The 26,605-nt window shown below is 73.9% G+C and carries 28 protein-coding genes and 1 tRNA gene; 5 read left to right on the top strand and 24 right to left on the bottom strand.

Annotated features, from left to right (window positions below):
* Positions 1-2: 2 nt before the first annotated feature.
* The 3 genes from B5D80_RS06640 to B5D80_RS06630 form a co-directional block, all read right to left on the bottom strand.
* Entirely contained in the window at positions 3-896 is an 894-nt protein-coding gene (locus B5D80_RS06640) for a peptidase associated/transthyretin-like domain-containing protein (protein WP_088642896.1), read from the bottom strand.
* 164 nt (positions 897-1,060) lie between these two features.
* Positions 1,061-2,431 (bottom strand): cystathionine beta-synthase, encoded by a 1,371-nt coding sequence (locus B5D80_RS06635; RefSeq protein ID WP_088642895.1) that lies wholly within the window; start codon positions 2,429-2,431, stop codon positions 1,061-1,063.
* Positions 2,432-2,506: 75 nt separating this feature from the next.
* Positions 2,507-2,863, bottom strand: coding sequence for a YkvA family protein (locus B5D80_RS06630; protein WP_088642894.1), 357 nt, complete (start codon positions 2,861-2,863; stop codon positions 2,507-2,509).
* Positions 2,864-3,045: 182 nt separating this feature from the next.
* Between B5D80_RS06630 and B5D80_RS06625 the strand changes: the two genes are divergently transcribed.
* The 3 genes from B5D80_RS06625 (at position 3,046) to B5D80_RS06615 (ending at position 6,380) form a co-directional block, all read left to right on the top strand.
* Complete coding sequence (locus B5D80_RS06625) at positions 3,046-4,095, top strand: SGNH/GDSL hydrolase family protein (RefSeq protein ID WP_144081599.1); 1,050 nt, start codon at positions 3,046-3,048, stop codon at positions 4,093-4,095.
* Between the two features lie 85 nt (positions 4,096-4,180).
* Positions 4,181-4,984: an SGNH/GDSL hydrolase family protein gene (locus B5D80_RS06620; protein WP_194821925.1), complete on the top strand. Its 804-nt coding sequence runs from the start codon at positions 4,181-4,183 to the stop codon at positions 4,982-4,984.
* A gap of 133 nt (positions 4,985-5,117) precedes the next feature.
* Complete coding sequence (locus B5D80_RS06615) at positions 5,118-6,380, top strand: acetyl-CoA C-acetyltransferase (protein ID WP_088642892.1); 1,263 nt, start codon at positions 5,118-5,120, stop codon at positions 6,378-6,380.
* A 3-nt stretch (positions 6,381-6,383) separates the two neighbouring features.
* Here B5D80_RS06615 and B5D80_RS06610 read toward each other — a convergent pair whose 3' ends face one another.
* The 20 genes from B5D80_RS06610 to eno form a co-directional block, all read right to left on the bottom strand.
* Entirely contained in the window at positions 6,384-6,704 is a 321-nt protein-coding gene (locus B5D80_RS06610; RefSeq protein WP_088642891.1) for a hypothetical protein, read from the bottom strand.
* A gap of 91 nt (positions 6,705-6,795) precedes the next feature.
* Positions 6,796-7,617, bottom strand: a complete 822-nt coding sequence (locus B5D80_RS06605; protein WP_088642890.1) for a Bax inhibitor-1/YccA family protein — start codon at positions 7,615-7,617, stop codon at positions 6,796-6,798.
* Between the two features lie 108 nt (positions 7,618-7,725).
* Positions 7,726-7,809: transfer RNA gene (locus B5D80_RS06600), tRNA-Leu, on the bottom strand.
* 151 nt (positions 7,810-7,960) lie between these two features.
* Positions 7,961-9,298, bottom strand: coding sequence for an NAD(P)/FAD-dependent oxidoreductase (locus B5D80_RS06595; RefSeq protein WP_088642889.1), 1,338 nt, complete (start codon positions 9,296-9,298; stop codon positions 7,961-7,963).
* 91 nt (positions 9,299-9,389) lie between these two features.
* Entirely contained in the window at positions 9,390-9,950 is a 561-nt protein-coding gene (locus B5D80_RS06590; RefSeq protein WP_088642990.1) for a hypothetical protein, read from the bottom strand.
* A 5-nt stretch (positions 9,951-9,955) separates the two neighbouring features.
* Complete coding sequence (locus B5D80_RS06585; protein WP_425437171.1) at positions 9,956-11,320, bottom strand: DUF58 domain-containing protein; 1,365 nt, start codon at positions 11,318-11,320, stop codon at positions 9,956-9,958.
* 5 nt (positions 11,321-11,325) lie between these two features.
* Positions 11,326-12,333, bottom strand: a complete 1,008-nt coding sequence (locus B5D80_RS06580) for an AAA family ATPase (protein ID WP_088642887.1) — start codon at positions 12,331-12,333, stop codon at positions 11,326-11,328.
* The gene (locus tag B5D80_RS06575) at positions 12,333-12,920 is read right to left on the bottom strand and encodes a hypothetical protein (protein WP_088642886.1); all 588 of its coding nucleotides are present in this window, start codon (positions 12,918-12,920) and stop codon (positions 12,333-12,335) included. The genes B5D80_RS06580 and B5D80_RS06575 overlap by 1 nt, the downstream gene beginning before the upstream one ends.
* A gap of 34 nt (positions 12,921-12,954) precedes the next feature.
* The gene (locus B5D80_RS06570; protein WP_088642885.1) at positions 12,955-13,692 is read right to left on the bottom strand and encodes a DUF4129 domain-containing protein; all 738 of its coding nucleotides are present in this window, start codon (positions 13,690-13,692) and stop codon (positions 12,955-12,957) included.
* 19 nt (positions 13,693-13,711) lie between these two features.
* Positions 13,712-14,485, bottom strand: coding sequence for a uracil-DNA glycosylase (locus tag B5D80_RS06565; RefSeq protein WP_088642884.1), 774 nt, complete (start codon positions 14,483-14,485; stop codon positions 13,712-13,714).
* Between the two features lie 19 nt (positions 14,486-14,504).
* On the bottom strand, positions 14,505-15,191 hold the full coding sequence (locus tag B5D80_RS06560) for a dienelactone hydrolase family protein (RefSeq protein WP_088642883.1): 687 nt from the start codon (positions 15,189-15,191) through the stop codon (positions 14,505-14,507).
* 229 nt (positions 15,192-15,420) lie between these two features.
* Positions 15,421-15,912 (bottom strand): LppU/SCO3897 family protein, encoded by a 492-nt coding sequence (locus B5D80_RS06555; RefSeq protein ID WP_245854289.1) that lies wholly within the window; start codon positions 15,910-15,912, stop codon positions 15,421-15,423.
* 108 nt (positions 15,913-16,020) lie between these two features.
* Complete coding sequence (locus B5D80_RS06550) at positions 16,021-17,094, bottom strand: HAAS signaling domain-containing protein (RefSeq protein WP_088642882.1); 1,074 nt, start codon at positions 17,092-17,094, stop codon at positions 16,021-16,023.
* Positions 17,091-17,423, bottom strand: a complete 333-nt coding sequence (locus B5D80_RS06545) for a PadR family transcriptional regulator (protein WP_088642881.1) — start codon at positions 17,421-17,423, stop codon at positions 17,091-17,093. Before B5D80_RS06545 ends, B5D80_RS06550 begins: the two co-directional genes overlap by 4 nt.
* Positions 17,424-17,741: 318 nt before the next feature.
* Positions 17,742-18,677: a Ppx/GppA phosphatase family protein gene (locus B5D80_RS06540; RefSeq protein ID WP_088642880.1), complete on the bottom strand. Its 936-nt coding sequence runs from the start codon at positions 18,675-18,677 to the stop codon at positions 17,742-17,744.
* Positions 18,678-18,806: 129 nt separating this feature from the next.
* Positions 18,807-20,048: a hypothetical protein gene (locus tag B5D80_RS06535; protein ID WP_088642879.1), complete on the bottom strand. Its 1,242-nt coding sequence runs from the start codon at positions 20,046-20,048 to the stop codon at positions 18,807-18,809.
* Between the two features lie 22 nt (positions 20,049-20,070).
* The gene (locus tag B5D80_RS06530) at positions 20,071-20,592 is read right to left on the bottom strand and encodes an amino-acid N-acetyltransferase (protein WP_088642878.1); all 522 of its coding nucleotides are present in this window, start codon (positions 20,590-20,592) and stop codon (positions 20,071-20,073) included.
* 1 nt (position 20,593) lies between these two features.
* Complete coding sequence (locus B5D80_RS06525; RefSeq protein WP_088642988.1) at positions 20,594-21,151, bottom strand: DUF501 domain-containing protein; 558 nt, start codon at positions 21,149-21,151, stop codon at positions 20,594-20,596.
* Between the two features lie 34 nt (positions 21,152-21,185).
* Positions 21,186-21,809 (bottom strand): septum formation initiator family protein, encoded by a 624-nt coding sequence (locus tag B5D80_RS06520; RefSeq protein ID WP_088642987.1) that lies wholly within the window; start codon positions 21,807-21,809, stop codon positions 21,186-21,188.
* Positions 21,810-21,840: 31 nt separating this feature from the next.
* Positions 21,841-23,124, bottom strand: coding sequence for a phosphopyruvate hydratase (gene eno, locus B5D80_RS06515; protein WP_088642877.1), 1,284 nt, complete (start codon positions 23,122-23,124; stop codon positions 21,841-21,843).
* A gap of 223 nt (positions 23,125-23,347) precedes the next feature.
* Between eno and B5D80_RS06510 the strand changes: the two genes are divergently transcribed.
* Both B5D80_RS06510 and nudC read left to right on the top strand, forming a co-directional pair.
* Positions 23,348-24,040 carry a hypothetical protein gene (locus B5D80_RS06510; RefSeq protein ID WP_088642876.1) on the top strand — a complete coding sequence of 231 codons (693 nt, stop codon included), beginning with the start codon at positions 23,348-23,350 and terminating at the stop codon, positions 24,038-24,040.
* Positions 24,037-24,867 (top strand): NAD(+) diphosphatase, encoded by an 831-nt coding sequence (gene nudC, locus B5D80_RS06505; protein ID WP_088642875.1) that lies wholly within the window; start codon positions 24,037-24,039, stop codon positions 24,865-24,867. Before B5D80_RS06510 ends, nudC begins: the two co-directional genes overlap by 4 nt.
* A 16-nt stretch (positions 24,868-24,883) precedes the next feature.
* On the opposite strand, the gene B5D80_RS06500 is transcribed toward nudC, so the two are convergent.
* Positions 24,884-26,503, bottom strand: coding sequence for a DUF885 domain-containing protein (locus B5D80_RS06500; protein ID WP_088642874.1), 1,620 nt, complete (start codon positions 26,501-26,503; stop codon positions 24,884-24,886).
* Positions 26,504-26,605 lie beyond the last annotated feature (102 nt).

The following is a 26,605-nucleotide window of genomic DNA, read 5'->3' as shown; positions in this document are numbered from 1 at the left end:
CGTCAGGTGCCGTCCCGGTCCGCGTCGACCGAGAAGTTGATCACCGAGAGATAGCCGTCGCCGTCCTCGACGACCTTCATCAGCATCGTCTCGGCGTAGATGCTGTCGTTGTCGTTGAACGTGTCCCGCCCGGTGTGCGCGGCGTACGGCGCGGCGGCGTACACCCTGCTGTTGAGGGCCTCGTCGAACATCATCTGGGTGGTGAGCACCCGGTCGTCACCCACGTGCACCATCGCGTGGATGTGCGTGGTGCGGCCCCGGTACCAGCCCGGCCAGACGGTGGTGAACTCGACGATCCCGTCGGCGTTGGTGACCTGCGCGCCGCGCAGGTAGCGCTTGTCGTCGGTCGGCGTCAGGTCCGCCGCCGACCCCTCGGCACCGCCGCCCGGGGCCGCCCCACCCCCGGGCGGGTTGCCGCCGGGCGCGTCGCTGGGCGGGGTGCCGCCGGACGGTGCGCCGCCGCCGGACGCGCCGGACGACTGGGCCTCGGCCCCCGAGTAGAGGCCGGCCGCGTCACAGTGCCAGATCTCCACGACCGCGTCGGCCAGCGGCCCGCACTGCTCGCTGTCCTGCACCCGGATCGCCACCCGCAGCCGGGTGCCCGCCCGGTCCTCCCGGATGTCGCTACGGATCTTGTCGGCGTCGAAGTAGTACGGGCCCTGCGTGGTGCTCGCGGTCAACGTGCAGGTGTTCGCCGCGCCGAACAGCGCGGCCAGGTCGGCCGACGTATTGGCGGTCGCCTGCGGGGACACGGTTTCCCCGGTCGACGTGGTGACCGTGCCGCCGTCCCGGCCGCAGGCGGCGAGCAGACCGGCCAGGCCGATCGAGCCGACTCCGGCGATCAAACGGCGGCGGCTGACCCGCTGCCCCTCGTGGTGGTCGAGGTCGTGGCGCATGTCGTTCCTCCCGTGGGTCGGTGCCTCTCGGCTGGTCCCGACGGTAGGCAGGCTGCACGGACGCCCTCTGTGCCGCTCCTGTCCCCCTGCTGTGAATGGTCGGACCCGACCCGGACGCGCCGCGGGGCCCCTCCCACCGGAAGGGGCCCCGCAGGTGCGTCGGGTCAGTGCGCGCCGAGGTGGGCGAGCAGGTCCTGCCGGGTCAGCACGCCCTTGGGCTTGCCGTCGACCAGCACCAGCGCCGCGTCGGACTTCTCCAGCAGACCCACCGCCTCGCTCACCGGCTGACCGCCACCGATCATCGGCAGCGGGTCGGCCATGTGCCGTTCGATGGTGTCGTGCAGGTGCGCCTGGCCGGTGAACAGGGCGTCCAGCAGATCCCGTTCGGCGATCGAGCCGGCCACCTCCCCGGTCACCACCGGCGGCTCGGCCTTGAGCACCGGGAGCTGGGAGACGCCGTACTCGCGCATGTAGTCGATGGCGTCGCGGACCGTCTCGGTGGGGTGCACGTGCACCAGCTCGGGCAGGCCGCCCGGTTTGCTCGCCAGCGCGTCGGCGACGGTCGGTTCGGTGCCGGAGTGGTCGAGGAAGCCGTAGCGGGCCATCCACCGGTCGTTGAAGATCTTGGACAGGTAGCCCTTGCCGCTGTCGGGCAGCAGCACCACGACCACGTCGTCCGGGCCGGCGGCGCGGGCCACCTCCAGCGCCGCCACCACGGCCATCCCGCAGGAGCCGCCGACCAGCAGGCCCTCCTCCCGGGCCAGCCGCCGGGTCATCTCGAAGGACGCCTTGTCGGAGACCTCGACGATCTCGTCGGCGATCCCCCGGTCGTACGTCTCGGGCCAGAAGTCCTCACCGACCCCCTCGACCAGGTACGGCCGGCCGGTGCCGCCGGAGTAGACCGAACCCTCCGGGTCCGCCCCGATCACCCGCACCCGACCCTCGGACGCCTCCTTGAGGTAGCGCCCGATGCCGGAGATGGTGCCACCGGTGCCGACCCCGGCCACGAAGTGGGTGAGCCCGCCCCCGGTCTGCTTCCACAGCTCCGGCCCGGTCGTCTCGTAGTGCGAACGCGGGTTGGCCGGGTTGCTGTACTGGTCGGGCTTCCACGCGCCGGGGATCTCCCGGGCCAGCCGGTCGGAGACGTTGTAGTACGACCGGGGGTCCTCCGGGGCGACGGCGGTCGGGCAGACCACCACCTCGGCCCCGTACGCCCGCAGCACGTCCTGCTTGTCCTGGCTGACCTTGTCGGGGCAGACGAAGACGCAGTGGTAGCCCTTGAGCTGGGCCACCAGGGCCAGCCCGACCCCGGTGTTGCCGCTGGTCGGCTCGACGATCGTGCCGCCGGGCCGGAGGATCCCGGCGGCCTCGGCGTCCTCCACCATCCGCAGGGCGATCCGGTCCTTCACCGAGCCGCCCGGGTTGAGGTACTCCACCTTGGCCAGCACGGTCGCCCGGATGCCCGCGGTGACGTTGCGCAGCCGCACCAGCGGGGTGTTACCGATCAGGTCGACGACGTTGTCGTAGTACTGCACCTCGTTGTGCCCTTCGTTGCGGCGCCGACGACGGCGGCCTGGCAGACGGTCCTTCGTCGCTCAGCGTACGTGCCCTCAGAGCGTCACATGACCGGGGATGACGGAGCCCCGGCGGGCCTCCCACTCCAGGAAACGCTCGGTCTCCGACAGCACGCTGCCGGCCAGCCAGGTGACCATGACCGCGTCGTCCACCAGACCGAGCACGGTCAGGAACAGCTCCGGCACCAGGTCGACAGGCGACACGACGTAGACCGTCGCCGCCGTCATCATCGCCAGCCGGAGCCCGCCGTCGTACTCGCCCCGGGCGGTGGCCCGGATCATCCGGGGCAGCGCCGCCAGCCGGGTGCCCAGCGACGGACCACCCCGGGCACCGGCCGCCAGCGACCGGGCCAGCGCCGTGAAGGCCGCGGTGCGCTTCAATGTCCTACCCATCTCATCCAGCCCCTCTCCACCGACCAGCGTGACTGGCCCGCGCAAGCCGTCGCCACCTGCGGCGGACGACCCCGGGTGGGCCCCGCACCCGGACCAGGTACCCAGAACCGTCGCCGCCCAGCCCCGAAAACCGGCCGTCCCGACGGAGGCGGGGTGACGCTGCGGCGCGATAATGTCGCTGTATGGGGGTGGCAGGTTCCGTCGTACCGGTCGGTCCGCGCTGGCACCGCGCCCGGCAGGTGGCCCGGCTGGCGGCGATCGGCACGGGTGCCACCGCGGCCGCCGTCGCCGCGACCGGCGGCGTGCTGCTCGGGCAGGCCCGGCAGGCCCGGCGCACCATCCCGATGGCGCAGGCCCCGCCCCCGCGCTGCGACGGCGTCTACGGTGCCAAGATCCCCGGCCCACCGCTGACCATGGTGATCCTCGGCGACTCCTCCGCCGCCAGCTACGGGGTGGCGCGGCGACGCGAGACCCTGGGCTCGCTGCTGGCCACCGGGCTGTCCCGGCGGCTGCACCGGGCCGTACGGGTGCACCGCTTCGCCGTGGTCGGCGCGCTCTCCGCCGGGCTGCGCCCCCAGGTCGAGGCGGCCCTGGAGTGCACGCCGGACGTCGCGGTGATCCTGGTCGGCGGCAACGACATCACCAACCGCACGCCCTACTCCGTCGCCGTCCGCCACCTGGTCGACGCGGTCCGTACGCTGCGTTCCGCCGGTTGCGAGGTGGTCGTCGGGACCTGCCCCGACCTGGGCGCGATCCGGCCGATCCAGCCCCCGTTGCGCTGGCTGGCCCGGCGGTGGAGCCGGCAGCTCGCCACCGCCCAGACGGTCGCGGTGGTCGAGGCGGGCGGGTGGACGGTCTCCCTCGGTGACCTGCTCGGCCCCCGGTTCGCCGCCGAGCCGACCCGGATGTTCGCCTGGGACCGGTTCCACCCGTCCGCCGAGGGCTACGCGATGGCCGCCGCCGCGCTCCTGCCGACCGTGCTGTCCGCGCTCGGCAGCGGGGAGCGCCGGCCGGCGCTGGCCCCGGGCGAGGGCGTACGGTCGCTGCCCCGGGCCGCCCACGAGGCTGCCCGCAACGCCGGCACGGAGGTCAGCGGCACGCAGGTCCGGGGCCGGGACCACGGCCCGGCCGGCCGCTGGGCGCAGCTGCGCCGGCGGGCCTTCTTCGGCGTCGCCCCGGTGCCGCAACCCGGCACCGCCGCCGACTCACCCCAACTGGAGGGACTGGCATGAGCGAGCGCAGCGTGCGAACCACCGGATGCCGTGGATGCCCCGCCGGGCCGGTCACCGCCGCCGTGGGCCCCCGGGCGGTGACACCGTGACCGGCCGCTCCCTCGGCGGCGAGCTGGCCGTACGCCTCGGCAAGGCCGCGGCGGTCTCCCTGGTCGCCGGGACGATCGGCGGCGCGGCGGTGCTCGCCGGTCAGGCGGTGGCGGCCCGGAACCGCGACTACGCCCAGCCGGAGCTGGGGTTGGCGCTGCGGGCCACGGTCGGCCGGGTCGGTGCCCCGCTGCTGCGGCTGGTGCTGCTCGGTGACTCCTCGGCGCTCGGCGTCGGGGTGGCCCGCTTCGACGAGACGGTCGGCGGTCAGCTCGCCCACCTGCTGACCGAGGGGCCGACCGGCCGGCGGGTGCACCTGTCAAGCGTGGGGGTCTCCGGGTCCCGCTCCACCGACCTGGCGACCCAGGTGGCCCGCGCGCTGCTGGGTGACCGGCCGGACGTCGCGGTGGTGCTGATCGGGGCGAACGACGCGACCGCCATGCGGCGGCCGGCGGAGGCGGCGGCGTACCTCGCCTCGGCGGTGCGCCGGCTGCGGGAGGCCCGGGTCGAGGTCGTCGTCGGCACCTGCCCGGACCTGGGCGCGGTGCGCGCGGTGGCCCCGCCGCTGCGGCAGGTGATCGGCTGGTCGGGCCGGCGGGTCGCGCGGGCGCAGACCGCCGCCGTGCTGGAGGCCGGCGGGACGGTCGTCGACCTGGGTACGGAGACCGGGCCGGTGTTCCGGGCCGATGCCGGGACGCTCTGCCACGACGGCTTCCACCCGTCCGCCGACGGGTACCGGGTCTGGGCGCACGCCCTGTTGCCGGCGGTCGTCGCCGCCGCGAACGTCGCCTCCCGGCACTGACCGGTCTCGATCCCGTCCCGCCTGCTGCGCCGGGCCGCGGTCGGCGGGCGGGTCCGGCCGGGCCGGCACGGGTGACATTTCCCGCTGGTCGGCGTCCTTCCGCGCCAAGTTACCGTCAAGTTAACGTTGGTTCATGCCGATTGAGTCGTCCCGCGACGCCGTCATCGTCGCCACCGCCCGGTCCCCCATCGGCCGCGCGTTCAAGGGTTCGCTGCGCGAGGTCCGCCCGGACGACCTCGCCGCCACCATCGTCCAGGCCGCGCTGGACAAGGTCCCCGGGCTCGACCCCGCCACCATCGACGACCTCTACCTCGGGTGCGGGCTGCCCGGCGGCGAGCAGGGCTTCAACCTGGCCCGGGTGGTCGCCACCCTGATGGGCCTGGACGGGCTGCCCGGGGCCACGCTGACCCGCTACTGCGCGTCGTCGTTGCAGACCACCCGGATGGCGATGCACGCGATCCGGGCCGGGGAGGGCGACGTCTTCGTCTCCGCCGGGGTCGAGATGGTCTCCCGGTACGCCCGGGGCAACTCCGACACGCTGCCGCCCGAGGCGCAGGCGCTGGTCGGCGGCGGCTGGGAGAACCCGCGCTTCGCCGAGGCTCAGCAGCGGTCGGTGAACCGCGCGCAGGGCGGCGCCGAGGTGTGGACCGACCCGCGCGAGGCCGGTCAGCTCCCCGACATCTACCTGGCCATGGGGCAGACGGCGGAGAACCTGGCCCAGGTGTACGACGTCACCCGGGAGGAGATGGACGCGTTCGGCGTCCGCAGCCAGAACCTCGCCGAGAAGGCCATCGCCGACGGCTTCTGGGCCCGCGAGATCACCCCGGTCACCACCCCCGACGGCAGCGTGGTCGACACCGACGACGGGCCGCGCGCCGGGGTCACCCCGGAGGCGGTGGCCGGGCTGAAGCCGGTCTTCCGCCCGGACGGCCGGATCACCGCCGGCAACTGCTGCCCGCTCAACGACGGGGCCGCCGCCGTGGTGGTGATGAGCGCCCAGCGGGCCGACGAGCTGGGGTTGACCCCGCTGGCCCGGATCGTCTCCACAGGGGTCACCGCCCTGTCGCCGGAGATCATGGGCCTCGGCCCGGTCGAGGCGTCCCGGCAGGCGCTGCGCCGGGCCGGGATGACCGTCGACGACGTCGACCTCGTCGAGATCAACGAGGCGTTCGCCGCCCAGGTGATCCCGTCGTACCGGCAGCTCGGCATCCCGCAGGAGAAGGTCAACGTGATGGGCGGGGCGATCGCCGTCGGCCACCCGTTCGGGATGACCGGCGCCCGGATCACCGGCACCCTGCTCAACGCCCTGCAGTGGCACGACGCGACGATCGGCCTGGAGACCATGTGCGTCGGTGGCGGTCAGGGCATGGCGATGGTGCTCGAACGGCTCAGCTGAGCCCTACAGCGCGCCGCGGGTCGCCGCCACCAGGGCGGCGGCCCCGGCCAGCACCGCCTCCGGCGGGCCGGCGGCGACCAGGTCCGCCGCGACCACCCGGAGCTGGTCGGGCAGCGCCATCGGATGCGCCAACCGGGGCACGTCCCGCCGCGGCTCGCCCTCGGCGTCGGCGGCCAGGTCGGCGACCTCCTGCACCAGCTTGTGCACCAGGTCGGCCCGGGACACGTTGCCGCCCGTGGCGACCGCCGCCCACCGTGGCTGCTGCCAGTGGCCCACCTGACGGACCAGCGACGTCACCGCCCGGTCCAACTCCGCTGCGCTCATCGTCGGCGAGTCTAGCCACCGCGGCCGCCCGCCGGAGACGACGACGCCCGCCACCGCAGGGCGCGGTGGCGGGCGTCGGGTGCGAAAACCGTCAGTCGTCGCCCTGGAAGTAGCTGATCAGGCGGAGCATCTCCAGGTAGAGCCAGACCAGGCTGACCACGATGCCGAACGCGGCCGTCCAGGAGTAGCGGGCCGGCAGCCCCATCCGGACGCCGTCCTCGACCTCCTTGAAGCTGAGCACGAAGCTCAGCGAGGCGACCACGATGCAGACCAGGCTGAACCCGATGGCAAGCGGGCTGCCGTCGCGCAGGCCGGTGTTCACGCCGAACAGCGCGAGCACCAGGTTGATCAGCATGACGGCGAACAGGCCGGCCATCACGGCGATCATGCCCTTGACGAACTTGGGCGTGGCCCGGATGACGCGCGCCTTGTAGAGCATCGTCATCACGAAGAAGACGCCGAACGTGGCGACCACGGCCTGGAGCACGATGCCCTGGTAGGCCGTCTCGTAGACCTTGCTGACCAGGCCCACGAACGCGCCCTCGACGATCGCGTACGCGACGACCAGGGCCGGGTTGGCGACCCGGGAGAACGAGATGATCAGGCCGAGGACCAGGCCGACCATCGCGGCGCCGATCCAGGCGACGCCGAGCACCGAATCCGGCACCACGATCCAGGCGGCGGCGGCGGAGACGCCGAGGATGGCCAGGAGCGCGACGGTCTTGACGACGACGTCGTCGACGGTCATCGTGCCGGACACCGTGGGGGCGACCGGGGAGCCCGGCTGGCCCGGGTACTGCTGCGGAATGCCGGGCTGTCCGTAACCGTACGGCCCGGGCTGGGCGTACCCGGCGGAACGCTCCCGCTCGGCCGCCTGGCCGAGCCGGGCGAGCACCGGGTTCGAGGTCTTCACTGTCTCAGGCCTCCCTCAGGGGGTCAGTCGCACGCAAACGTGCCCTTCCAGGGTAAACGGCGGGGCGCGACCGTCGCCGGTCGGGAGGCTGTGGGAAAGCTGAGAGTGTGGTGCCCGGGGCGGGTCTCGAACCCGCACGCCTTGCGGCAGCCGCTTTTAAGGCGGCCGTGTCTGCCGTTCCACCACCCGGGCGGGGGCGCGTCACGTCGATGCGCGACGGTGCAGTCTCACGGTAGCCGCTCCGCGTCGCCCCGGCGTACCCCGTCCGCCCGTGCCGGACATACGAACGCCGGTCGCCCCCACCCGGGAGCGGGCGGGGGCGACCGGCGCGCCGTGGCGGCGGTCAGGCCGCCTTGCTGGTGATCGGGATCGGCTGCGACGCCTCGGCGAACTCCTCGCGCGGGTCGTGCAGCTGGCCGAGCGCGACCACCTCACGCTTGAGGAAGAACGCCAGCGACCAGTCCACCACGACCCGGACCTTGCGGTTGAACGACGGGATCCGGCTCATGTGGTACGTCCGGTGCATGAACCAGGCCGGCCAGCCCTTCATCTTGATCCCGTACACCTGGGCGACGCCCTTGTGCAGGCCGAGGCTGGCCACACTGCCGGCATGCTTGTGCTTGTAGTCGACCGGCTCCCGGCCCCGCACCACGAGCGCGATGTTGTCGGCCATCCGGGCGGCCTGCCGCACCGCGTGCTGGGCGCTCGGCGAGCAGTAGTTGCCGGGTTCCTTGGTGAGGTCCGGGACGGCCGCGCAGTCACCGGCGCTCCACGCCCCCTCCACCACCCGGTCGCCGTCGACGACCTGGAGGGTGGGCAGGCAGGTGACCCGACGCCGCTCGTCGCGGGGGAAGTCGGTGCGGTCCAGCATCGGCGACGGCTTCACACCGGCCGTCCAGACGATGGTGTCGGAGCGGAAGCTGTCGCCGTCGGAGAGCTTCACCACACCGTCGACGCAGGACTCCAGCCGGGTGTCCAACCGGATGTCCATGTTCCGCTTCAGCAACTGCTGCACCGTGTACGCGCCCATGTCCCGGTCGACCTCGGGCAGCACCCGCTGGGTCGCCTCGACCAGCACCCAGCGCATGTCGTCCGGCATCAGCTCGGGGTAGTAGCGCAGCGCGTCCCGGGCCATGTCCTCCATCTCGGCCAACGCCTCGATGCCGGCGTAGCCGCCGCCGACGAAGGTGAAGGTCAACGCGGAGCGGCGGACGTCGGCATCAGGCGTGGCGGCGGCCACGTCGAGCCGGTCCAGCACGTGGTTGCGCAGGTAGATGGCCTCGCCGATGGTCTTGAACCCGATCCCGTGCTCGTGCAGGCCGGGGATCGGCAGGGTGCGGGACACCGAGCCGGGGGCGACGACCACGTGGTCGTAGGGGATCTCCCGGGTCGGGCCGGAGATCGGCTGCACCACGGCGGTCTTGCGGCTGTGGTCGATCCGGGTCACCGCGCCCGCGACGACCTTGCACCGGCGCAGCTCGCGCCGCAGCGGCACCACGGAGTGCCGGGGCGAGATGTTGCCGGCCGCCGCCTCGGGCAGGAACGGCTGGTACGTCATGTGCGGCTGCGGGTCGACCACGACGACCTCGGCCTCACGGGAGCTCAGCTTCTTGGACAGGCGCAGAGCGGCGTACAGGCCCACGTGCCCGGCACCCACGACAAGGATCCGCTTCGGATTCACGTATCCATCTTTCCCCGGGCGGCTCCGGTAATACCCCTCGAGACCCCCATCTGTGACGGAGCACAACACCTGTGAGCTGCGCGACGTCGCGCTACCTGCGGCGCAGCAGCCAGCCCAGCAGGCCGGTCAGACCCACCGCCACCAGCAGTCCCACCACCGTGGCGGCCTGGAAACCGTCATCCGGGCCGAGTTGCCCCGAGCGGGTCAGCAGCACCCCGATCACCGCCGACGCCAGCACCACCGCGCCGGCCCGGGTGAGCCAGCGCAGCACGACGTCCGGGTCGATCGCCCCGTCGTAGGGCAGCACGGCCAACAGGGCACAGAGGGTGTGTCCGAGGTAGAGCAGGGTCGCCACCGCCAGCAACCGCCACAACGTGATCGGCCGGTCGTAACCGGCCGACGCGAACACCCAGCCGCCCACCGTGACCAGCGCGGCGAAGGTCGGCCAGATCCGGCGCGGAGCCACCGCCGGCAGCAGGGCCACCACCGTCAGCGCGAGCAGCGACCGGGCCTGGAACAACTGCACCGGGTACGCCAGCAGCAGCCCGGCCAGCACCACCAGGAAGACCAGGCCACGCACCAGCAACGGCAACAGGGCCACCCGACGTGCCGCCGTGCGCGCCGCCCGGACCCGTTCCCGGGCCGCGTCCACCGGGCTCACCGGCCACCCACCCGGGGTGCGGTCGCCAGCCGGGCGACGTCCCGCAGCACCTGGTCCAGGCTGCCCGCGCCCGCCCACCCCACCACCGGCACGCCGTGCTCCCGAAGTTGCGTGATCATCGTGTCCCGGTCCAGCCGCCACAGCCGGTACGCCACCGGCGCCCAGCCCCGGTCACCGGGCGGGGCGAGGTCGGTCGGCAGGGTGTCCACCGCCACCACGAACCGGCCGCCCCGGGCCAGCCGGGCCAGCATCTGCGCGGACCGCTCGTCGAGCAGCGGGGTGAGCACCACCACCAGCGCGTCGGCGGAGAGCACCTGCGGGCCGAAGACCTGGTCGTACGGCTCGTGCGGGGAGGACTCGGCGTGCACGTCGAGCAGCCACTCCAGGACGGTCAGGTACTGCCGGCGGCCGGTGGCGGGACGCAGCCGACGGGCCGCCGGACCGTACTCCAGCAGGGCCACCCGGTCGCCCCGGTGCAGGTAGTGCTCGGCGATCGCGGCGGCGGCCCGGACCGTGGTGTCCAACACGGACGCCGCCCCGGCCACCCCGCCGGAACGCCCCGCCTCGGCCAGCACGTCGAGCAGGACGACCACCTCGGCGTCCCGGTCGGACAGGGTCGACGCCACGTGCAACTGCCGGGTCCGCAGCGACACCCGCCAGTCGATGCGGCGCAGCCGGTCCCCCGGCCCGAAGACGCGTACCCCGGCCAGTTCGCCGCCCTCCCCCGGCCGCCGCGAGTGGTGCGCGCCGACCAGCCCGGCGGCCCGGGGCATCGCCTCCACCGCCTCGAACGGTTCGGTCTTCGGGTACACCCGCATCCGCACCGGTTCGGTGAGCACCGCCCGGGAGACCAGCAGCCCGTCGGCGGCGGCGGCGCGGGCACCCGCCGGCCCGATCGGGTGCCGCCCCCACCGCAGCGCGGTGCCGGTCAGCTCCAGGTCGACGGCGGTGCCCCGGGACAGCGCGGTGACGAACGGGCGGTCGGCCCCGCCGGCCCGGCTGACGTCCAGCCCGATGCCGCCGAAGCCGGCCCGGCGGACCGACAGCCACGGCGAGATCCGGGTCCGGACCACCACCACGTCGTACGGCACCGTGTCCGGGTTGCCCACCACCACCGCGCCGGCCAGGTCGCCCCCCTCGACCAGCTGGGCGTCCCCGGCGGTGATCTCCAACTGCGGGGCGGCGGTGGGCCGGCGGCGCAGGGCGTAGGCGGTGCCGAGCGCGAACGGGGTGGCCAGCACGACCAGGTCGACCCGGCCGAGCAGCACCGCGGCGATCAGCAGCAGCCCGGTGAGCAGCACCGCCCGGCCGAGCGCCCAGGTGGGCGACCAGCCCGCCGTCGGCTCCTGACGGTCAGGCACGACGATCAGCGCCCGGCCCGGCCGGCCGCGTAACTGGGCAGCGCGCCACTGGCCGGGGCCGGGGTCTGCTCCAGCACCTCACCGACCACGAACGACGGGTCGACCCGGCGCAGCCACATCTCCGGGCGCAGCGTGATCCGGTGCGCCAACGCGGGGGCCGCCACCTCCTTGACGTCCTCCGGCACCACGTAGTCACGGCCGGCGAAGACGGCCCGGACCCGGGCCAGCAGCAGCAGCGCCAGCGCACCCCGGGGGGACGCCCCGACCAGCACCGACGGGTGTTCCCGGGTGGCCGCGGTCAGGTCCACGATGTACTTGCCGACGGAGTCCTCCACCACCACGTCCTCCAGCGCGGCCTGCATGGCCCGCAGGGTGCCGGCGTCGACCACCGGCTCGATCTGCGCCTCCTCGCGGCGGCGGTCCATCCGGCGGCGCAGCACCTCCCACTCCTCGTCGCGCTGCGGGTAGCCGAACGACACCCGCAGCAGGAACCGGTCGAGCTGCGCCTCGGGCAGCGGGTACGTCCCCTCGTACTCGATCGGGTTGGCGGTGGCCAGGACGTGGAACGGCTCGTCGAGCCGGTAGGTGACGCCCTCGACGGAGACCTGCTTCTCCTGCATCGCCTCCAGCAGCGCCGACTGGGTCTTCGGCGGCGTCCGGTTGATCTCGTCGGCGAGCAGCAGGTTGGTGAACAGCGGGCCGGCCCGGAAGGAGAAGTCGCCGCTGCGCTGGTCGTAGAGGAACGAGCCGGTGACGTCGGCGGGCAGCAGGTCGGGGGTGAACTGGAGCCGGCGGAAGTCCAGCCCGAGGGCCTGGGCGAAGGAACGCGCGGTCAGCGTCTTGCCCAGCCCCGGCAGGTCCTCCAGCAGCACGTGCCCGCCGGCCAGGATGCCGGCGAGCACCAGTTCCAGAGCCTCCCGCTTGCCGACCACGACCGTGCCGACCGCGTCCAGCACCGCCCGCGCCAGGTGGCCGACCTCCGTGGCGGGAATGCTGCGGTCCACGTCGTTCATCAGATCTTCTCCAGTTCGGCGACGATCGCCGCGAGGTCGCGCGGCGACGGGGGACGGCGGGAGGGGGTGCCGAGGAAACTCCACAGCGGCTCCCCGAGCAGGGCCCGCGCCCGGGTCGGGTCGGATTCCCGGGTCAGGCCGTGGCGTTGGCGCAGCCGCTCGTCGGCCAGCTCGCCGAGGCGGGGCAGGATGCGGTCGGTGAACCGCTCCGGGTTGCCCGAGGACCAGTCCAGCGGGCGTTCCCAGCCGTTGATGGCGGCCCGCAGCGCGTCCCGGGCCGCCCAGTTGTAGGTGCCCGGCTCCTCACCGGCGGGGGCGCGGGCACCGCCCCGGGGCGGGGGCGGCGGGGCCAGCGCGGCGGTGACCCGGCGGACGGCGAGCACCGCCAGCACCCCCGCCACCACGATCCCGAGCGACAGTTGCAGGCCGACCGCGCGCAGCCCGACCACGACCACGGCGGTCACCCCGGCGGCGGTCAGCAGCAGCCGGAACGCGAGCCGGGCGCGCCCGCCCCGGGCCCGGCCGGTGCGGGGCGGCGGTTCCTCCTCGAAGGAGAACAGGTCGTCCAGGCCGGTCGACTCGCTCACCCCGACACCTCCCCCGGTGCGGTGCGGTGGGCGCTCACGCCGGCACCTGCGGGTCGGCCAGGGCGGTGAGTTCACCGCGCAGCCGGCGCAGCGCCTCCCGTGCCTGGTCGCGCATCCGGGCGTCGACGGCCCGGGTGGCGTAGCGGGCCTCGCGGTAGACGTGGGCGAAGCCGTCCAACACGTCGGCGCTGGCGATGGCGGGCACCCCGGCCGCCGGGTCGCCGCGCAGCAGCCGGGTCACCAGGTCGGTCGGGGTGTCCCCGGTGAGCCTCGGCACGCCGGCCTCGGTGGCGGCCTCCTCCAGCCGCACCCAGCAGGCGATGACGGCGGTACGCGGATCGGTGTCGGCGTCGTCCAGCTCCTCCAGGCCGGCGTCGAGCGCGGCCACCACCTCCCGCGCGGTGCCCTCGGCGGTACGCCGGGCCCGCGCCACCGGCACCGCCCGGGTGGTCCGCCGCAGCGCGCCGCGCAGCAGGGTGAAGGCCAGGTAGCCCAGGGCGGCCAGGATCGCCGTGGCGAGCAGCCCGATCGCCGCCGTGGCGATCCACTGCGGGACGCTCGGCCGGGTCTGCGCGGCCTCGGTACGCGGCTCGACCGGGATCGACCGGGCCGGCTCGGCGGAGGGGTAGTCCGGTACGTAGGGGATGTTGTCGGCGGCCGGCGGGATGCGGCTGGCCCCGATCGACGAGTGCCCGGCGGCGAGCGCGGCGGCCAGCAGCAGCAGCGTCACCAGGGCGACGGGCCACCATCTGCGCAGTACGCCGAGGTCCATCGCCACCGTCCCACGCTGCTCAGTCCACCCCCGCGAGCTGTTTCGCCCGGGCGAACACATCGTCCAGCATCTGTGTGGTCAACCGCCCGGTGAAGGTGTTCTGCTGGCTGACGTGGTAGCAACCGAGCAGATCGGGAACGGCCGACCCGGACCAGTGTGCCCCATGGCCGAAGACCGGTCGCGGGCTGGGCGGCCGGACGCCGTACACCTGGCGTAGCACCGGCCACCACGCCGCCCAGGCGAACGCACCCAGCGCGACGACCACCCGCAGGGTGGGTCGGATCAGCGCCACCTCCCGGTGCACCCAGGGGGCGCAGGTGTCCCGTTCGGCCGGGGTGGGCTTGTTGTCCGGCGGCGCGCAGCGCACGGCGGCGAAGATCCGCACACCGGTGAGGGCGAGGCCGTCGTCGGCGGCGACGCTGGTCGGCTGGTTGGCCAGCCCGGCGCGGTGCAGGGCGGCGAAGAGCACGTCGCCGGAGCGGTCGCCGGTGAAGACCCGGCCGGTCCGGTTGCCGCCGTGCGCGGCCGGGGCCAGGCCGAGGATGCCGATCCGGGGTTCGGACACCGGGCCGGGTGGGGTGGCCGGCGGGCCCGCCCCGCCGCGCCCGGTGCGGTTGTCCGGGGCGCCGAAGCCGGGCACCGGGCGGCCCCAGTAGTCCTGGTCGCGGAACGCGGCCCGCTTCGTCCGGGCGACCTGCTCCCGCCAGTCGACCAGGCGGGGGCAGGCGAAACAGTCGCTGACCGCCGCGTCGAGGTCGGCCAGGCCGGTCGCCCGCGCGGCGCGGGCGACCACCTCCGCGGGGGTACGGGACTCAGCCAAGCTTGGCCCGGAAGAGTTCGAGGGTACGGGCCCACGCGGTGGCGGCCGCCCGCTGGTCGAAGTTCTCCGGCCGGTCCTCGTTGAAGAACGCGTGCGCGGTGCCCGGGTAGTCGTACGTCTGGCAGGTGCCCCCGGCGTTCTCGACGGCCCGGCGGACGGTCTGTACGCCGTCGGCGGCGGACAGGCCGTCGGCCTCGGAGCAGTGCACGACCGCCGCCTTGCCCGCGTAGTCGGCCCACTCGGTGGGCATCCCGTCCCACGGCAGCCGGGGGTAGAAGGCCGCGGTGGCGACGATCCGCTCGGCCCGGGTGGCCGCCCACAATGCCAGGCTGGCCCCGGCGCAGAAGCCGGCGCACCCCACCTTGCCGGTCACCTCGACCCGGCCGGCGAGGTATTCCGCCGCCACGGCGATGTCGGCCGCCGCCTCGTCCATCTGGGCGCTGTTGAGCATCTGCCGGGGCTCGCTGGGCTTGCTGGCGGGCTGGCCGTGCCGGAAGTCGGGGGCCAGCGCGACGAAGCCGGCGTCGGCGAACCGGTCCACCACCGAACGGATGTGCGGGACGAGGCCCCACCAGTCCTGGATGACGATGACCGCCGGGCTGGCCGTGCCGCTGGACGGTATCGCGAGATACCCTTCGCCGGTCCCCGCGTCGCGGCGGTAACGCACCATCTCGCCCATCGGCCCGTCCTCCTGTCGGTCAGTCATCGTTGGCTGGTCGCAGGGCGTTCCTACGTGTCGGTAGCCTGCCACGCCGTACGCGTGCCGGGAAGATGCCGGAACAGTGGCATATACCTCCCGTTCATCGGCTGGTGGCGTGCAACACGCCGACGGCGGCGCGGGATTCCCGCGCCGCCGTCGGCGGATCGTCGTACCGGGCCGTCAGGCCCTGCCGGTCAGGCCTTCTTGGTCAGGCCTTCTTGGTCAGGCAGAGCAGGTAGCCCTTGCCGCCCGGGGCGATGTTGTAGAAGACGTAGCCGTCCTCACCCTCCTTGATGTACTGCTCGCACGCCTTGCCGGTCTTGGCCTGTGCCTCGGTCTGCTCCTCCACCCGGCCGACCACGTTGTAGACGGCCTCGGTCGAGGTGCACTTGACCACCTTGGCGTCACTTACCGACTTCTCCTGCGTACCGGTCACCTCCGGCAGCTCGGCGATGCAGTCGCCGGCCTTCGCCTCGGCCGTCTCGTCGGGGTTGAGGAGGTTGCCGATGGCGCTGGCGACGCCGAACTTCAGCGCCGCGATCACCAGGAAGGCGACGATCGCGCCGACGATGCCGAGCGCCTTCTTCGCGCCGCCACCCTTCGGCTCCTCCGGCTGCGCGGCGGTGGCCGGGGTCACCGGTTCGGGCTGGGCCACCTGCTCGGCCTGCGGCGCGGGGGACGATGCGACCTGCTCTGACACTGAATTTCCTTCCGAGGGGTGAATGAGCAGACGACAACGTAGCGACGAAGATCAGCGCGTGCTGCCCCGTTCCCATCGTCCGTTCAGCCATTTCCCAGGAACGACAGGTCAACCGGTGGCGGTGGGCAGGGGTGCCCCCGCCGGCCCGGACACCGAGGGCGACGCGGCCGGCACCGATACGGTGGGAACGGGCGTGCCCGGGGTGGTGGCCGTCGGCACCGCACCCGGCACGGTGGCGGTCGGTACCGCACCCGGCACGGTCGGCGACGGGGACCCGTCGGGGCCGACGCCGGACCCGGGCGGCAGCGGGGCGACGGCCGGCGGGCGCGGCCGGAACGGCGCCTGCTGCGGGCAGTACGGGTAGCCGCGCTGCACCGGGTTGACGTCGGGCAGGGCGGGATCGTCGCACGCCGGCCAGCCCAGCCGGATCGGGGTGCCGTTCTGGTCGAAGAGCCGGGCGTTCTCCACCAGCCGCCCCTCGCTGTCGTAGACGTAGACGTCCTGCACCTCGTTGTACGGGTTGTCCACCGAGGTCGACTCGTAGCCGTAGTCGTAGCCGGAACGGGCGTGGTCGTCCACGTCCGCCACCGCGCCGATCGCGAACAGCGCCAGCACCGCCGAACTGGCGTGCAACGCCCAGCGTCGCCAGGACCGCAACTCGTGGGTGCGTCGCCCCAACCAGACGGAGCCGTACAGCAGGCCGACGAACATCAGCAGGCCGACGAACGCGTGGCCGTCGAGCCGGGGCAGCAGGCCGAGCGGCCCGTCGGTGCTGAGCGCGGTCAGCAGCATCGCGGCCAGGTAGGCGCGGGCAACCCACCACGCCGGGCGCAGCAGCCGCAGGAACTCCCCAGCCGTGGCGTGGCCGAACACCGGGCCGAACCTGGCGTCGAGCCGGTCGATCCGGGCGCGGGCCCGCCCCAACACGGAGGCGATCCGCCGTTCCAGGGCCCGCCGGCCGGCCGCCGGGTCACCCGCCCCGGCGGCGGCGCGCAGCTCCGCCGCGTACGCCTCGGGGGTGCCGAGCCGGTCGACCAGCGAACCGTCGGCCTCGGCGGCGACCTCGGCGAGGTGTTCGGGTAGGTCCTCGGTCAGCTCCTCGCGGGTCTGCGGCGGCAGGTCGGCAAGCGCCGCCCGCACCCGCTCGACGTAGTCCGTTATCTCCTGCCCAGTGACGGTCATGCCGCCATCCCCCGATCGTCGAGCAGCTGGTCCATCGTCGTGGCGAACGCGCGCCAGGTCTTGCCGGAGCGGGTGAGCTGGTCACGGCCGGCGGCGTTGAGCGCGTAGTACTTGCGGTGCGGGCCGGCCTCGCTCGGCACGACGTACGTGGTGAGCAGGCCGGCGGCGAAGAGCCGACGCAGGGTGCCGTAGACCGAGGCGTCGCCGACCTCCTCCAGGCCGGCCTCGCGCAGCCGGCGCAGGATGTCGTAGCCGTAGCCGTCGGAATCCCGCAGCACGGCGAGCACGGCCAGGTCGAGCACACCCTTGAGCAGTTGTGTGGTGTCCACGCATCACACACTACTGCGCACTGCGCACTACCGTCAACAGCGCGATACCAGGCTCGGACTCCCGCCTCACCCCGCCGCTCAATGCCGCCCGCGTCCCACCCCCACCTCGCCCAGGCCCCCGCCTCGGTGATCAAGAGTTTCGAGTCATCCCCGCCCGGATCTTCGACGCCAACCTCTTGATCACCACGCCGTTGCCCCGCGATCAAGAGGTTGGCGTCATCCCCGACGGGGCTCTTGACGCAAACTTCTTGATCACGGGGCTCGGTGTCGAGCGGGCGAGGGCGGCGGGAGAGCCGGAGGGGGGGTGTTGGTCAGCCGTCAGACGGGTTGCTGGCTCCAGGCGATGCCGTCGAGGATGTCGTGTTCGGAGGCGACCACCGAGGACATCCCTGCCCGCTCCATGATCACCTTGAGCACCAGCGCGCCCGCCCCGATCACGTCCGCCCGCCCCGGGTGCATCACCGGGATCGCCAACCGCTGCGCGGCGGTCCGGCCCAGCAGGTCGGCGGTCACCCCGGCCACCCGCTCGTACGGCACCCGGGCGTGGTGGATGCGCTCGGGGTCGTACTCCTTCAGGTCCTGGGCGATGGCGACGACGGTGGTGACCGAACCGGCGAGCCCGACCAGCGTGGCGGCCTCCCGGCCGGGGACGGCGGCGAGCGCCCGGTCGACGGCGGCGGCGATGTCGGCCTGCGCGGCGGCGACCTCGTCGGCGGTCGGCGGGTCGCCGTGCAGGTGCCGTTCGGTCATCCGGACACAGCCGATGTCCACCGAGATCGCCGCCTGCACCCCGCCGTCGCGGGTGCCCACCACGAACTCGGTCGAGCCACCGCCGATGTCGACCACCAGGTACGGCGGCTCCGCGTCGGCGGGCAGCCCCCGCACCGCGCCGGTGAACGACAGCCGGGCCTCCTCGTCGCCGCTGACCACCTCGGGCGCGACCCCGAGGGTCCGCTCCACCATGGCCCGGAAGTCGGCCGCGTTGCTGGCGTCCCGGGACGCCGAGGTGGCGCACATCCGCACCCGGTCGACGCCCAGCTCGTCGATCTCGGCGGCGTACCCGGCCAGCGCCACCCGGGTCCGTTCGATCGCCTCGGGGGCCAGCCGGCCGGTCCGGTCGACGCCCTGACCGAGCCGGACGATCTCCATCCGGCGGGCCAGGTCGACCAGTGGGGCCTGCGGCCCGGCCGACGGGTCGGGCAGGTCGGCGACCAGCAGGCGGATGGAGTTGGTCCCGCAGTCGATGGCGGCCACACGCGTCGTCACGGCAGCAACCCTACGGCAGCCGCCGGCCGCCGAACCCGGCACCGACCGGGCACGTGCAGCCGACGACGCACGGCGGCACCGACCGCGCAGCCGCCGACCGGCCACGGCCGGCGGTGGTCACCGACGCCGGGACAGCCGCCGCAGCAGCAGCCACGGCGTCCAGGCCAGCACGGCGAGCAGCACCAGCAGGACCACCAGCCGCGTCCGCCACCACGGTTCCACCGTCGTCGGTGGCGGGTCGGCGGGCGCGGAGACCCACGGGCGGGCGGTCTTCGACCAGGCCAGGAAGGCGTCGCCGATCGGGAGCAGGCCGAAGGCGTACCGGCGGGTGTGCGGGGTGTCCAGCGGAAAACCGACCAGTTCGCCGTAGTTCGCCAGCGCCCCGGCCAACGTGTCGTCGCCCTGCACCTGGGCCGCCCCGAGGGTCACCACGGTGGCGGAGAAGCTCACCCCGAGCGGCAGTGGCCCCGAGTCGACGTCCCCCGGGCCGTCCAGACCGCGCGGGTACTCCCGCACGGCCGGGCCGAGCCCCAGCGGCGACACCACGAACCCGGTGCGGAAGCGCAGGTACTGCTCGCGGGCGAAGGTCGGGTCGATCTCGGGCAGGAACCGCTGGATGACGCTCTGCGAGGTGCCCCGGGCCACCTCGGCCGGCGCGCCGGTGCCCGGGTCGACCCGGTGCGGCAGCAGGCCGGTACGCGGGTCGAGCCGCTGGCGTACGCCGTCCAGCCAGCGTGCCGTGGTCCGGTCGAACCGGGGCGGCAGCAGGTGGTCGTGCAGCCGCAGCGAGGCCACCGCCACCGTCGAGTCGACAGGCCACGCCTGCCCCGGGTAGGCGGCGAGGTACGGCGTGGCCGAGGCGTCGAACGCGGCGGCCAGCGCGTTCGACGCCTCGGCGAACCGGCGTACCTCGGCCGGGTCCCGGCCCGACGCCGGTTGCAGGGCGAGCACCCCGCCGCGCAGCCAGTTCGTCCAGCCGGCGTGGAAGACGCCGTACGCCGGGGTCAGGTCGGCGCTGAACGGGGCCGTGCCGGCCGGGGACTCCAGCCGGGCCAGCGCCCACCGGGCCTCCCGCAACGCCTCGTCGCGCTCCTGCGGTGGTTGCCGCAGGCCGGTCTCCACCCGGGCCAGCCCGTACAGCGCGTGGGCGAAGAACCAGCCCTCCGGGAACATCGCCTGGGCGTCCTCGCCGGCACCGTCGTCCAGCTCGGCCCGCAGGTAGTCGAGTTGCCGGTCCACCCCGGGCGGCTGACGGTCGACGCCACCGGTCGCCGGGGCGATCAGCCGGGCCACGCCGACCAGCGCGAACAGGGTCACCAGGGCGGCGGGCAGGGCAACCAACCGGCGCAGGATCGTCACCGACCCAGGGTGCCGGGCCGGGTCAAGACGGCCGGGGCTGGAGGCGCAGCAGCATCCGGGTGTTGCCCAGGGTGTTCGGCTTGACCCGTTCCAGGTCGAGGAACTCGGCGACGCCCTCGTCGTAGGAGCGCAGCAGCTGCTCGTAGACGGGCTGCGGCACCGGGGCGCCGTCGATCTCGGTGAACCCGAACGCGCCGAAGAACGCCGTCTCGAAGGTGAGCACGAAGATCCGGGCGATACCCAACTCCCGGGCGGCGTCGATCAGCTCGGTGACGATCCGGTGCCCGAGCCGCCGCCCCCGACAGGCCGGGTCGACGGCCACGGTACGGATCTCGGCGAGGTCCTCCCACATCACGTGCAGCGCGCCACAGCCGACCACCCGCCCGTCGCCGGTCACCGCGACCCGGAACTCCTGCACGTCCTCATAGAGGGTGACGGTGGCCTTACTGAGCAGCCGCCGGTCGTCGGTGTAGGTGTCGACCAGCCGGCGGATGCCGCGTACGTCGCCGGTGCGGGCCCGGCGTACCACGATCTCGTCGGTCATCTCACCCGGCCGCCGGCACGTCCACGCAGGGCCCGGCCGCCCACCACTTCTCCACCAGGGCGAGTGTCTCGTCGCCCAACGGGTTGACCCCGGGGCCGGCACCGAGCGCGTGGCCCAGGTGCACGTGCAGGCACTTCACCCGGCCGGGCATCCCCCCGGCGGAGATGCCGGCGATCTCCGGCACCTCGCCGATCGCGGCCCGGCGGGCCAGGTAGTCCTCGTGCGCGGCCCGGTACCGGTCGGCCAGCTCCGGGTCCTCGGCGAGCCGCTCGGCCATCTCCTTCATCAGCCCGGCCGACTCCAGCCGGCTGCACGCCGCCGTCGCCTTGGGGCAGGTCAGGTAGAACAGCGTCGGGAACGGGGTGCCGTCGGCGAGCCGGGGGGTGGTCTCCACCACGTCGGGCAGGCCGCACGGGCAGCGGTGGGCCACCGCCCGGGTGCCGCGGGGCGGGCGTCCGAGCTGCGCGGCCACCGCGGCCAGGTCGGCCTCGGTGGCCGGCTGGTGCTCCGGCGGGGGTACGGAGTCCGCCGCCGGCTCCTGCGGTGGTACGACAGTCACGGTGCCCATCTCTCGTTCGGTACGCGGGTGCTGCTCACTGGTCCGCGGCGTCGCCGTTCGCCGCCCGGACGCTCGACCACAGGGTGTCGTACCAGGGGTCGGGGGTCTTCGGTGGGGCCGGCGGCCGGCCACCGTTGGCGTCCCGGGCCGCGCCGTCCGCGTCGTTGAGCACGATCACCGGGGTCTCCCCCGGCACCACCATGTAGAACCGTTCCCGCGCCTGGATCTTGATGTATTCCTTGTCCTGCCACTTCGCCGCCTCGGCGGAGAGGTCGGAGATGCGCTGCCGCTGCGCGGCCTGCGACGCCTCCATCCGCTCGATGTCGACCTGCTGGTCCAGATAGACCCGGACCGGATAGGTGTACGCCAGGGCGAGCGCGAGCAGCACCGCGAACAGGACGGTGGCCCGCCCGGTGAACCGTCGGGGGTGGGGTGCGGTCAACCGCCGGATGGTGCCACCGGCCGCCGTCCGGCGGGCCGCCGCCGGACGGTTCGCCGAACGCACCCCGTCGGTGCCGCGCGACCGGGCCGTGGTGGTCCGCGTCTCGGCGCGGACCCCACCGTCGCGCAGCGGCGTCCGGGCGCCCCGGGCCCCACCCGGCCGGCCGGTCGGCCGGCGGGCCGGGCGTTGGCCACCCGGTGTGCGGCGCTGCTGCATCGTCACACCCCTCCCCCGAGGTTCGCCTGGGTCAGGCCGAACGGTAACGCGGGAACGCACCGGCGCCGGCGTACCGCGCCGCGTCGGCCAGCTCCTCCTCGATCCGCAGGAGCTGGTTGTACTTGGCGACCCGGTCGGAACGGGCCGGGGCACCGGTCTTGATCTGGCCACAGCCGGTGGCGACGGCCAGGTCGGCGATGGTGGTGTCCTCGGTCTCGCCGGAGCGGTGGCTCATCATGCACTTGAAGCCGGCCCGGTGGGCCAGGTCCACGGCGTCCAGGGTCTCGGTCAGCGAACCGATCTGGTTGACCTTGACGAGCACCGCGTTGGCGGCCTTCTCGGCGATGCCCCGGGCGATGCGCTGCGGGTTGGTCACGAACAGGTCGTCGCCGACGATCTGGATGCGGTCGCCGACGGCGGCAGTGAGCGTGGCCCAGCCGCTCCAGTCGTCCTCGGCCAGCGGGTCCTCGATCGAGACGATCGGGTAGTCGCCGATGAGCTTGGTGTAGTAGTTGCTCATCTCCTCGGCGCTCTTGGCGGCGCTCTCGAAGGTGTAGGTGCCGTTGTCGAAGAACTCGGTGGCGGCCACGTCGAGGGCGAAGACGATGTCGGTGCCGAGCCGGTAGCCGGCCTTCTCGACCGCCTCGGCGATCAGGTCCAACGCGGCGGCGTTGCTGGGCAGGTTGGGGGCGAAGCCACCCTCGTCACCCAGGCCGGTGGAGAGGTCCTTCTTCTTGAGCACCGACTTCAGCGCGTGGTAGACCTCGGCCCCGGAGCGCAGCGCCTCCCGGAAGCTGGGCGCGCCGATCGGGGCGATCATGAACTCCTGGACGTCGACGTTCGAGTCGGCGTGCGCCCCACCGTTGAGGATGTTCATCATCGGCACCGGCAGCAGGTGGGCGTTCGGGCCACCCAGGTAGCGGAACAGGCTCAGCTCGGCGCTGCCGGCCGCCGCCTTGGCCACCGCCAGCGAGACGCCGAGGATGGCGTTCGCGCCCAGCTCGCCCTTGTTGTCGGAGCCGTCGAGGTCGAGCATCTTCTGGTCGATCAGCCGCTGCTCGCTGGCCTCGTAGCCGATGAGCTGGTCGACGATCTTGTCCTCGATGTTGGCGACCGCGTTCTCGACGCCCTTGCCCAGGTAGCGGCCCTTGTCACCGTCGCGCAGTTCGACCGCTTCGAAGGCGCCGGTGGAGGCGCCGGAGGGTACGGCGGCGCGGGCGATCGTGCCGTCGTCCAGCCCTACCTCGACCTCGACCGTGGGGTTGCCCCGCGAGTCGAGAATCTCCCGGGCGACGATTCCCTCGATGGTTGCCACTGAGTCGCTCCTCGTTCGTGTGTGCGAATCCGGTTCGGGCCGCGACGGTGCGGCTGAGGCAGGTGTGTTGAACGCAGCGTATCGGGCGACACCCGACGCCACGGCGTCCGGGGACACGTAGCCCACCCCTAATCGGTACGCCGGGACGGACATTCCCGGATTCTCACCCCTGAACCGGCAACCGGTTTGCGCCGGGTGGACCCGATCGACCACGCTGGTCGCCATGCCCGCCGTCTCGACCACCCTCCGCGTGCTCGCCGTGTCGGTCATCGCGTCGCTCACCGTCACCGGCTGTCAGACCCTCGACGACGCCGGACGCACCCTCGGCCGCGCCGATCTGATCAACGATCTCGCCACCCGGCTCGACGAGTCGCTGGTGCGGACCTGGACGGCCGAGTACCGGCTCGCCGGTGGCCGGAACTTCACGATCGCCCAGACGAAGGAGCCGGCCCGGTCCGCCTACACCTGGACCGCCGGCAAGATCACCGTCTCCGAGCAGGCCATCACCCGGTGCGGGACCACCGCCGGGCGGACCACCTGCACGGTCGAGCCGCCGGTGCTGATGTCCGGCAAGGCCGCCGTGCCGCTGTTCACCGAGGCCCGCAAGGCCGGCCTGGTCACCCCGCCGGCGGTGATCGGCCTGCTCACCGAGGCCGCCCTCGACCCGGCGGCCCAGGTCAAGCAGACCGACACCACGATCACCGGGCACCACGCCACCTGTGTCGAGGTCCGCCGGGCCGCCGGGAACTTCGACACCTGCGTCACCAGCGAGGGTGTGCTCGGCAGCTTCACCGGGGTGCTCGACGGCCAACCCGTCGAGTTGACCCTGGACCGTTACACCGACTCGGTGACACCGACAGCGTTCGACCTGCCCGCCGGAGCCGGGGTCACCGACCGCCGACCGGCGACGTCGTGACCGTCCCCCCACCCGGAGAACCCGCCCCCGACGTCGGCCCGTCGCCCGCGCCCGACGACCTGGGCCTGCTGGTGGCCGGCCACCGGCTCCTCACCACCCCCGACGGCGGCCTGCCCCGGGTCGGCGAACTGCCGGCCGGGACCGGCTGGGTGCCGGTGGGCACCCTCGACGGAGTGCCGGCCTGGGCGGCGGCACCGGACGACGCGACCCGACCGGCCGGACGCTGGCGCAGTTGGCGGGCGCTCGCCGCCGAGCTGCCCGAACCGCTCGCCACGCTCGCCGGGCGGGCGGTGGCCGTGGTCACCTTCCGGCGTACCCACCGCTGGTGCGGGGCCTGCCGGGCGGAACTGGCCGACGTGCCCGGCGAGACGGCCCGGCGCTGCCCCGCCTGCGACCTGTACGTGCCGCTGCGGCTCTCCCCGGCGGTGCTGGCGGCGATCACCCGCCCCGGCCCGGCCGGCGGCCCCACCGAGCTGCTGCTGGTGCGGCACGCGTCCGGCCCGACCGGGCTGTGGGCGCTGGTCGCCGGCTTCGTCGAGGCCGGCGAGTCGTTGGAGACGGCGGTCCGCCGCGAGGTCACCGAGGAGGTCGGGCTGACCCTCGGCACCGTCGACTACTTCGGCAGCCAGCCCTGGGCGATCTCCGGGCCGGGGGTGCTGCTCGCCGGCTTCACCGTCACCGCCGCCGACCCCGCCGCCGAGCCGGAGGTGGACGGGCGGGAGCTGGTGCGGGCCCGCTGGTTCCCGGTGGACGCGCTGCCCGCGGAGCTGCCCCCGGCGTACTCGATCTCCCGCTGGCTCATCGACGCGGTCGCCGCCCGCGGTTGAGCCGGCCCCGACCGGCTCAGACGCCGAGCAGGGTGCGCAGGTGGCGTGGCGGCGGGCAGTCGTGGGCGAGCATCGCGTCGTGCCACCGGCGCAGCGGCACCCCGGCCGGGCGGGCGGCGGCGATGTCGGCCATCTCGCTGTAGCCGACGAAGTACGTGGAGAGCTGGGTCGAGGTGAGCAGCGCCCGCCGCCACTTGCCGGCCGCCTCGCCCTCCTCCTGGAAGCCGCGTCCGGTCATCAGCGCCAACGCGTCCGCCTCGGTCATCTGGTCACAGTGGACGAGCTGGTCGAGCAGGGCGTTGATGGTCATCCGGAGCTGCATCTTGAGCTGCTGGAGGCGGACCGGCAGGCCGCCGAAGCCGAGCCCGGCCATCAGCTCCTCGGTGTAGACCGCCCAGCCCTCGATGAACACCCCCGACTCGGTCAGCGCCCGGACCCGGGTGGGGCCGGCGTACCGGCGGGCGTGGGCGAGCTGGAGGAAGTGCCCGGGCATCGCCTCGTGCACGGTCAGGTTGCGGATCATGTGGTCGTTGTACTCCCGGTAGAACGAGTCGACCCGGTGCGCGGGCCAGTCCGCCGGGGTGGGCGCGATGCAGTAAAAGGTGGGCAGGTCGGCCGGCTCCAGCGGGCCGGGCGAGTCGCAGTAGGCCACCGCGACGCCCCGGGCGAACTCCGGCATCTCCTGGATCACGCACGGGTCGTCGACCAGGCTGACCAGGTCGTGCGCCCGGACGAAGTCGACGGCCTCGTCGAGGGTGACCGAGGCGAGGTCCACGATGGAGTGGTCGTCGGGGTGCTCGGCGGCGAGCAGGTCCAGCGCCCGGCGTACCGTCTCGTCGTCGGCCGGGCCGCCGACCAGCTCGACAGCGGCGGCGCGGATCTCGGCGGTGACCCGGTCGAGGTTGGCCCAGGCGCGGCGCTGCACCTCGGCCGCGCCCAGCTCGGTGTCGAGGGTGTGCCAGAGCCGGGCCTCCCAGCGGCGGCGGCCCAGCCGGGGGTCGCGGCCCGGCCCGGTGTCGGCGGCCAGCCCGGCGCGCAGCCAGCCGACGAACTCGTCGAGCGCGGCGATCGCCGCCGTCGCCGCCGGCTGCACCGTGCCGGCCAGCGCGGGGGCCTGGGCGAGCAGCAGCGGCACCTCGTCGCGGATCAGCGCGGCGCTGCCGGCGAACTGCCCGACCGCCGTCTCGGCGTGCACCCGGGGCATGTCCCGCAGCGTCGCCCGCGCGGTAGCCAACGCGTCGGGTACGGCGGTCAGCCGCCCGACCAGGTGCGTCAGCCGCTGCTCCACCGGCGCGTACGGGCGGGCGAGCAGGGCGTGCAGCAGCGGGCCGGGGTTGTGCACCAGCGGATCCCACTCGAAGGCCCGGATCTCGCTGCGCTCGAACAGTTCCCGGTCGACCAGGGCGGCGAGCAGCGCGTGGTCGACCTGCTCCTCGACGTCGAGGGAATCCGCGTCTACCTCGGCGAGCGCGTCGGCGGCCTCGCGCAGCATCGCCTGGTCGGCGGCGACCGCCGGGGCGGACAGGTCGGGCAGCCGGTCGTCGTAGCGGTGGTCCCCTGCCGACGTGGCGAACCCGGGTCGGCTCTCCAGCACGGCCTCGACGATCCGCTCCGCCAGCGGCACGAATTCACCCATCCCCCGACCCTACCCACCCCACCGGCCCCCCACCGGCCGCGCGCCGACCCCGTCGATCAAGAGGTTCGCGTCACCGCAGCGCGCGGGGTTGCCGCATACCTC

The sequence above is a fragment of the Micromonospora wenchangensis genome (genome assembly GCF_002210435.1).
GTDB lineage: Bacteria > Actinomycetota > Actinomycetes > Mycobacteriales > Micromonosporaceae > Micromonospora > Micromonospora wenchangensis.
This window is presented reverse-complemented; position numbering and strand designations above follow the sequence as displayed.

Bases quoted from the DNA above. Each gene is read 5' to 3' on its own strand.
- B5D80_RS06640 (WP_088642896.1), bottom strand. From the start codon at position 896: ATGCGCCACGACCTCGACCACCACGAGGGGCAGCGGGTCAGCCGCCGC.
- B5D80_RS06630 (WP_088642894.1), bottom strand. From the start codon at position 2,863: ATGGGTAGGACATTGAAGCGCACCGCGGCCTTCACGGCGCTGGCCCGG.
- B5D80_RS06625 (WP_144081599.1), top strand. From the start codon at position 3,046: ATGGGGGTGGCAGGTTCCGTCGTACCGGTCGGTCCGCGCTGGCACCGC.
- B5D80_RS06615 (WP_088642892.1), top strand. From the start codon at position 5,118: ATGCCGATTGAGTCGTCCCGCGACGCCGTCATCGTCGCCACCGCCCGG.
- B5D80_RS06610 (WP_088642891.1), bottom strand. From the start codon at position 6,704: ATGAGCGCAGCGGAGTTGGACCGGGCGGTGACGTCGCTGGTCCGTCAG.
- B5D80_RS06580 (WP_088642887.1), bottom strand. From the start codon at position 12,333: ATGAACGACGTGGACCGCAGCATTCCCGCCACGGAGGTCGGCCACCTG.
- B5D80_RS06570 (WP_088642885.1), bottom strand. From the start codon at position 13,692: ATGGACCTCGGCGTACTGCGCAGATGGTGGCCCGTCGCCCTGGTGACG.
- B5D80_RS06560 (WP_088642883.1), bottom strand. From the start codon at position 15,191: ATGGGCGAGATGGTGCGTTACCGCCGCGACGCGGGGACCGGCGAAGGG.
- B5D80_RS06550 (WP_088642882.1), bottom strand. From the start codon at position 17,094: ATGACCGTCACTGGGCAGGAGATAACGGACTACGTCGAGCGGGTGCGG.
- B5D80_RS06530 (WP_088642878.1), bottom strand. From the start codon at position 20,592: ATGACCGACGAGATCGTGGTACGCCGGGCCCGCACCGGCGACGTACGC.
- B5D80_RS06520 (WP_088642987.1), bottom strand. From the start codon at position 21,809: ATGCAGCAGCGCCGCACACCGGGTGGCCAACGCCCGGCCCGCCGGCCG.
- B5D80_RS06510 (WP_088642876.1), top strand. From the start codon at position 23,348: ATGCCCGCCGTCTCGACCACCCTCCGCGTGCTCGCCGTGTCGGTCATC.
- B5D80_RS06500 (WP_088642874.1), bottom strand. From the start codon at position 26,503: ATGGGTGAATTCGTGCCGCTGGCGGAGCGGATCGTCGAGGCCGTGCTG.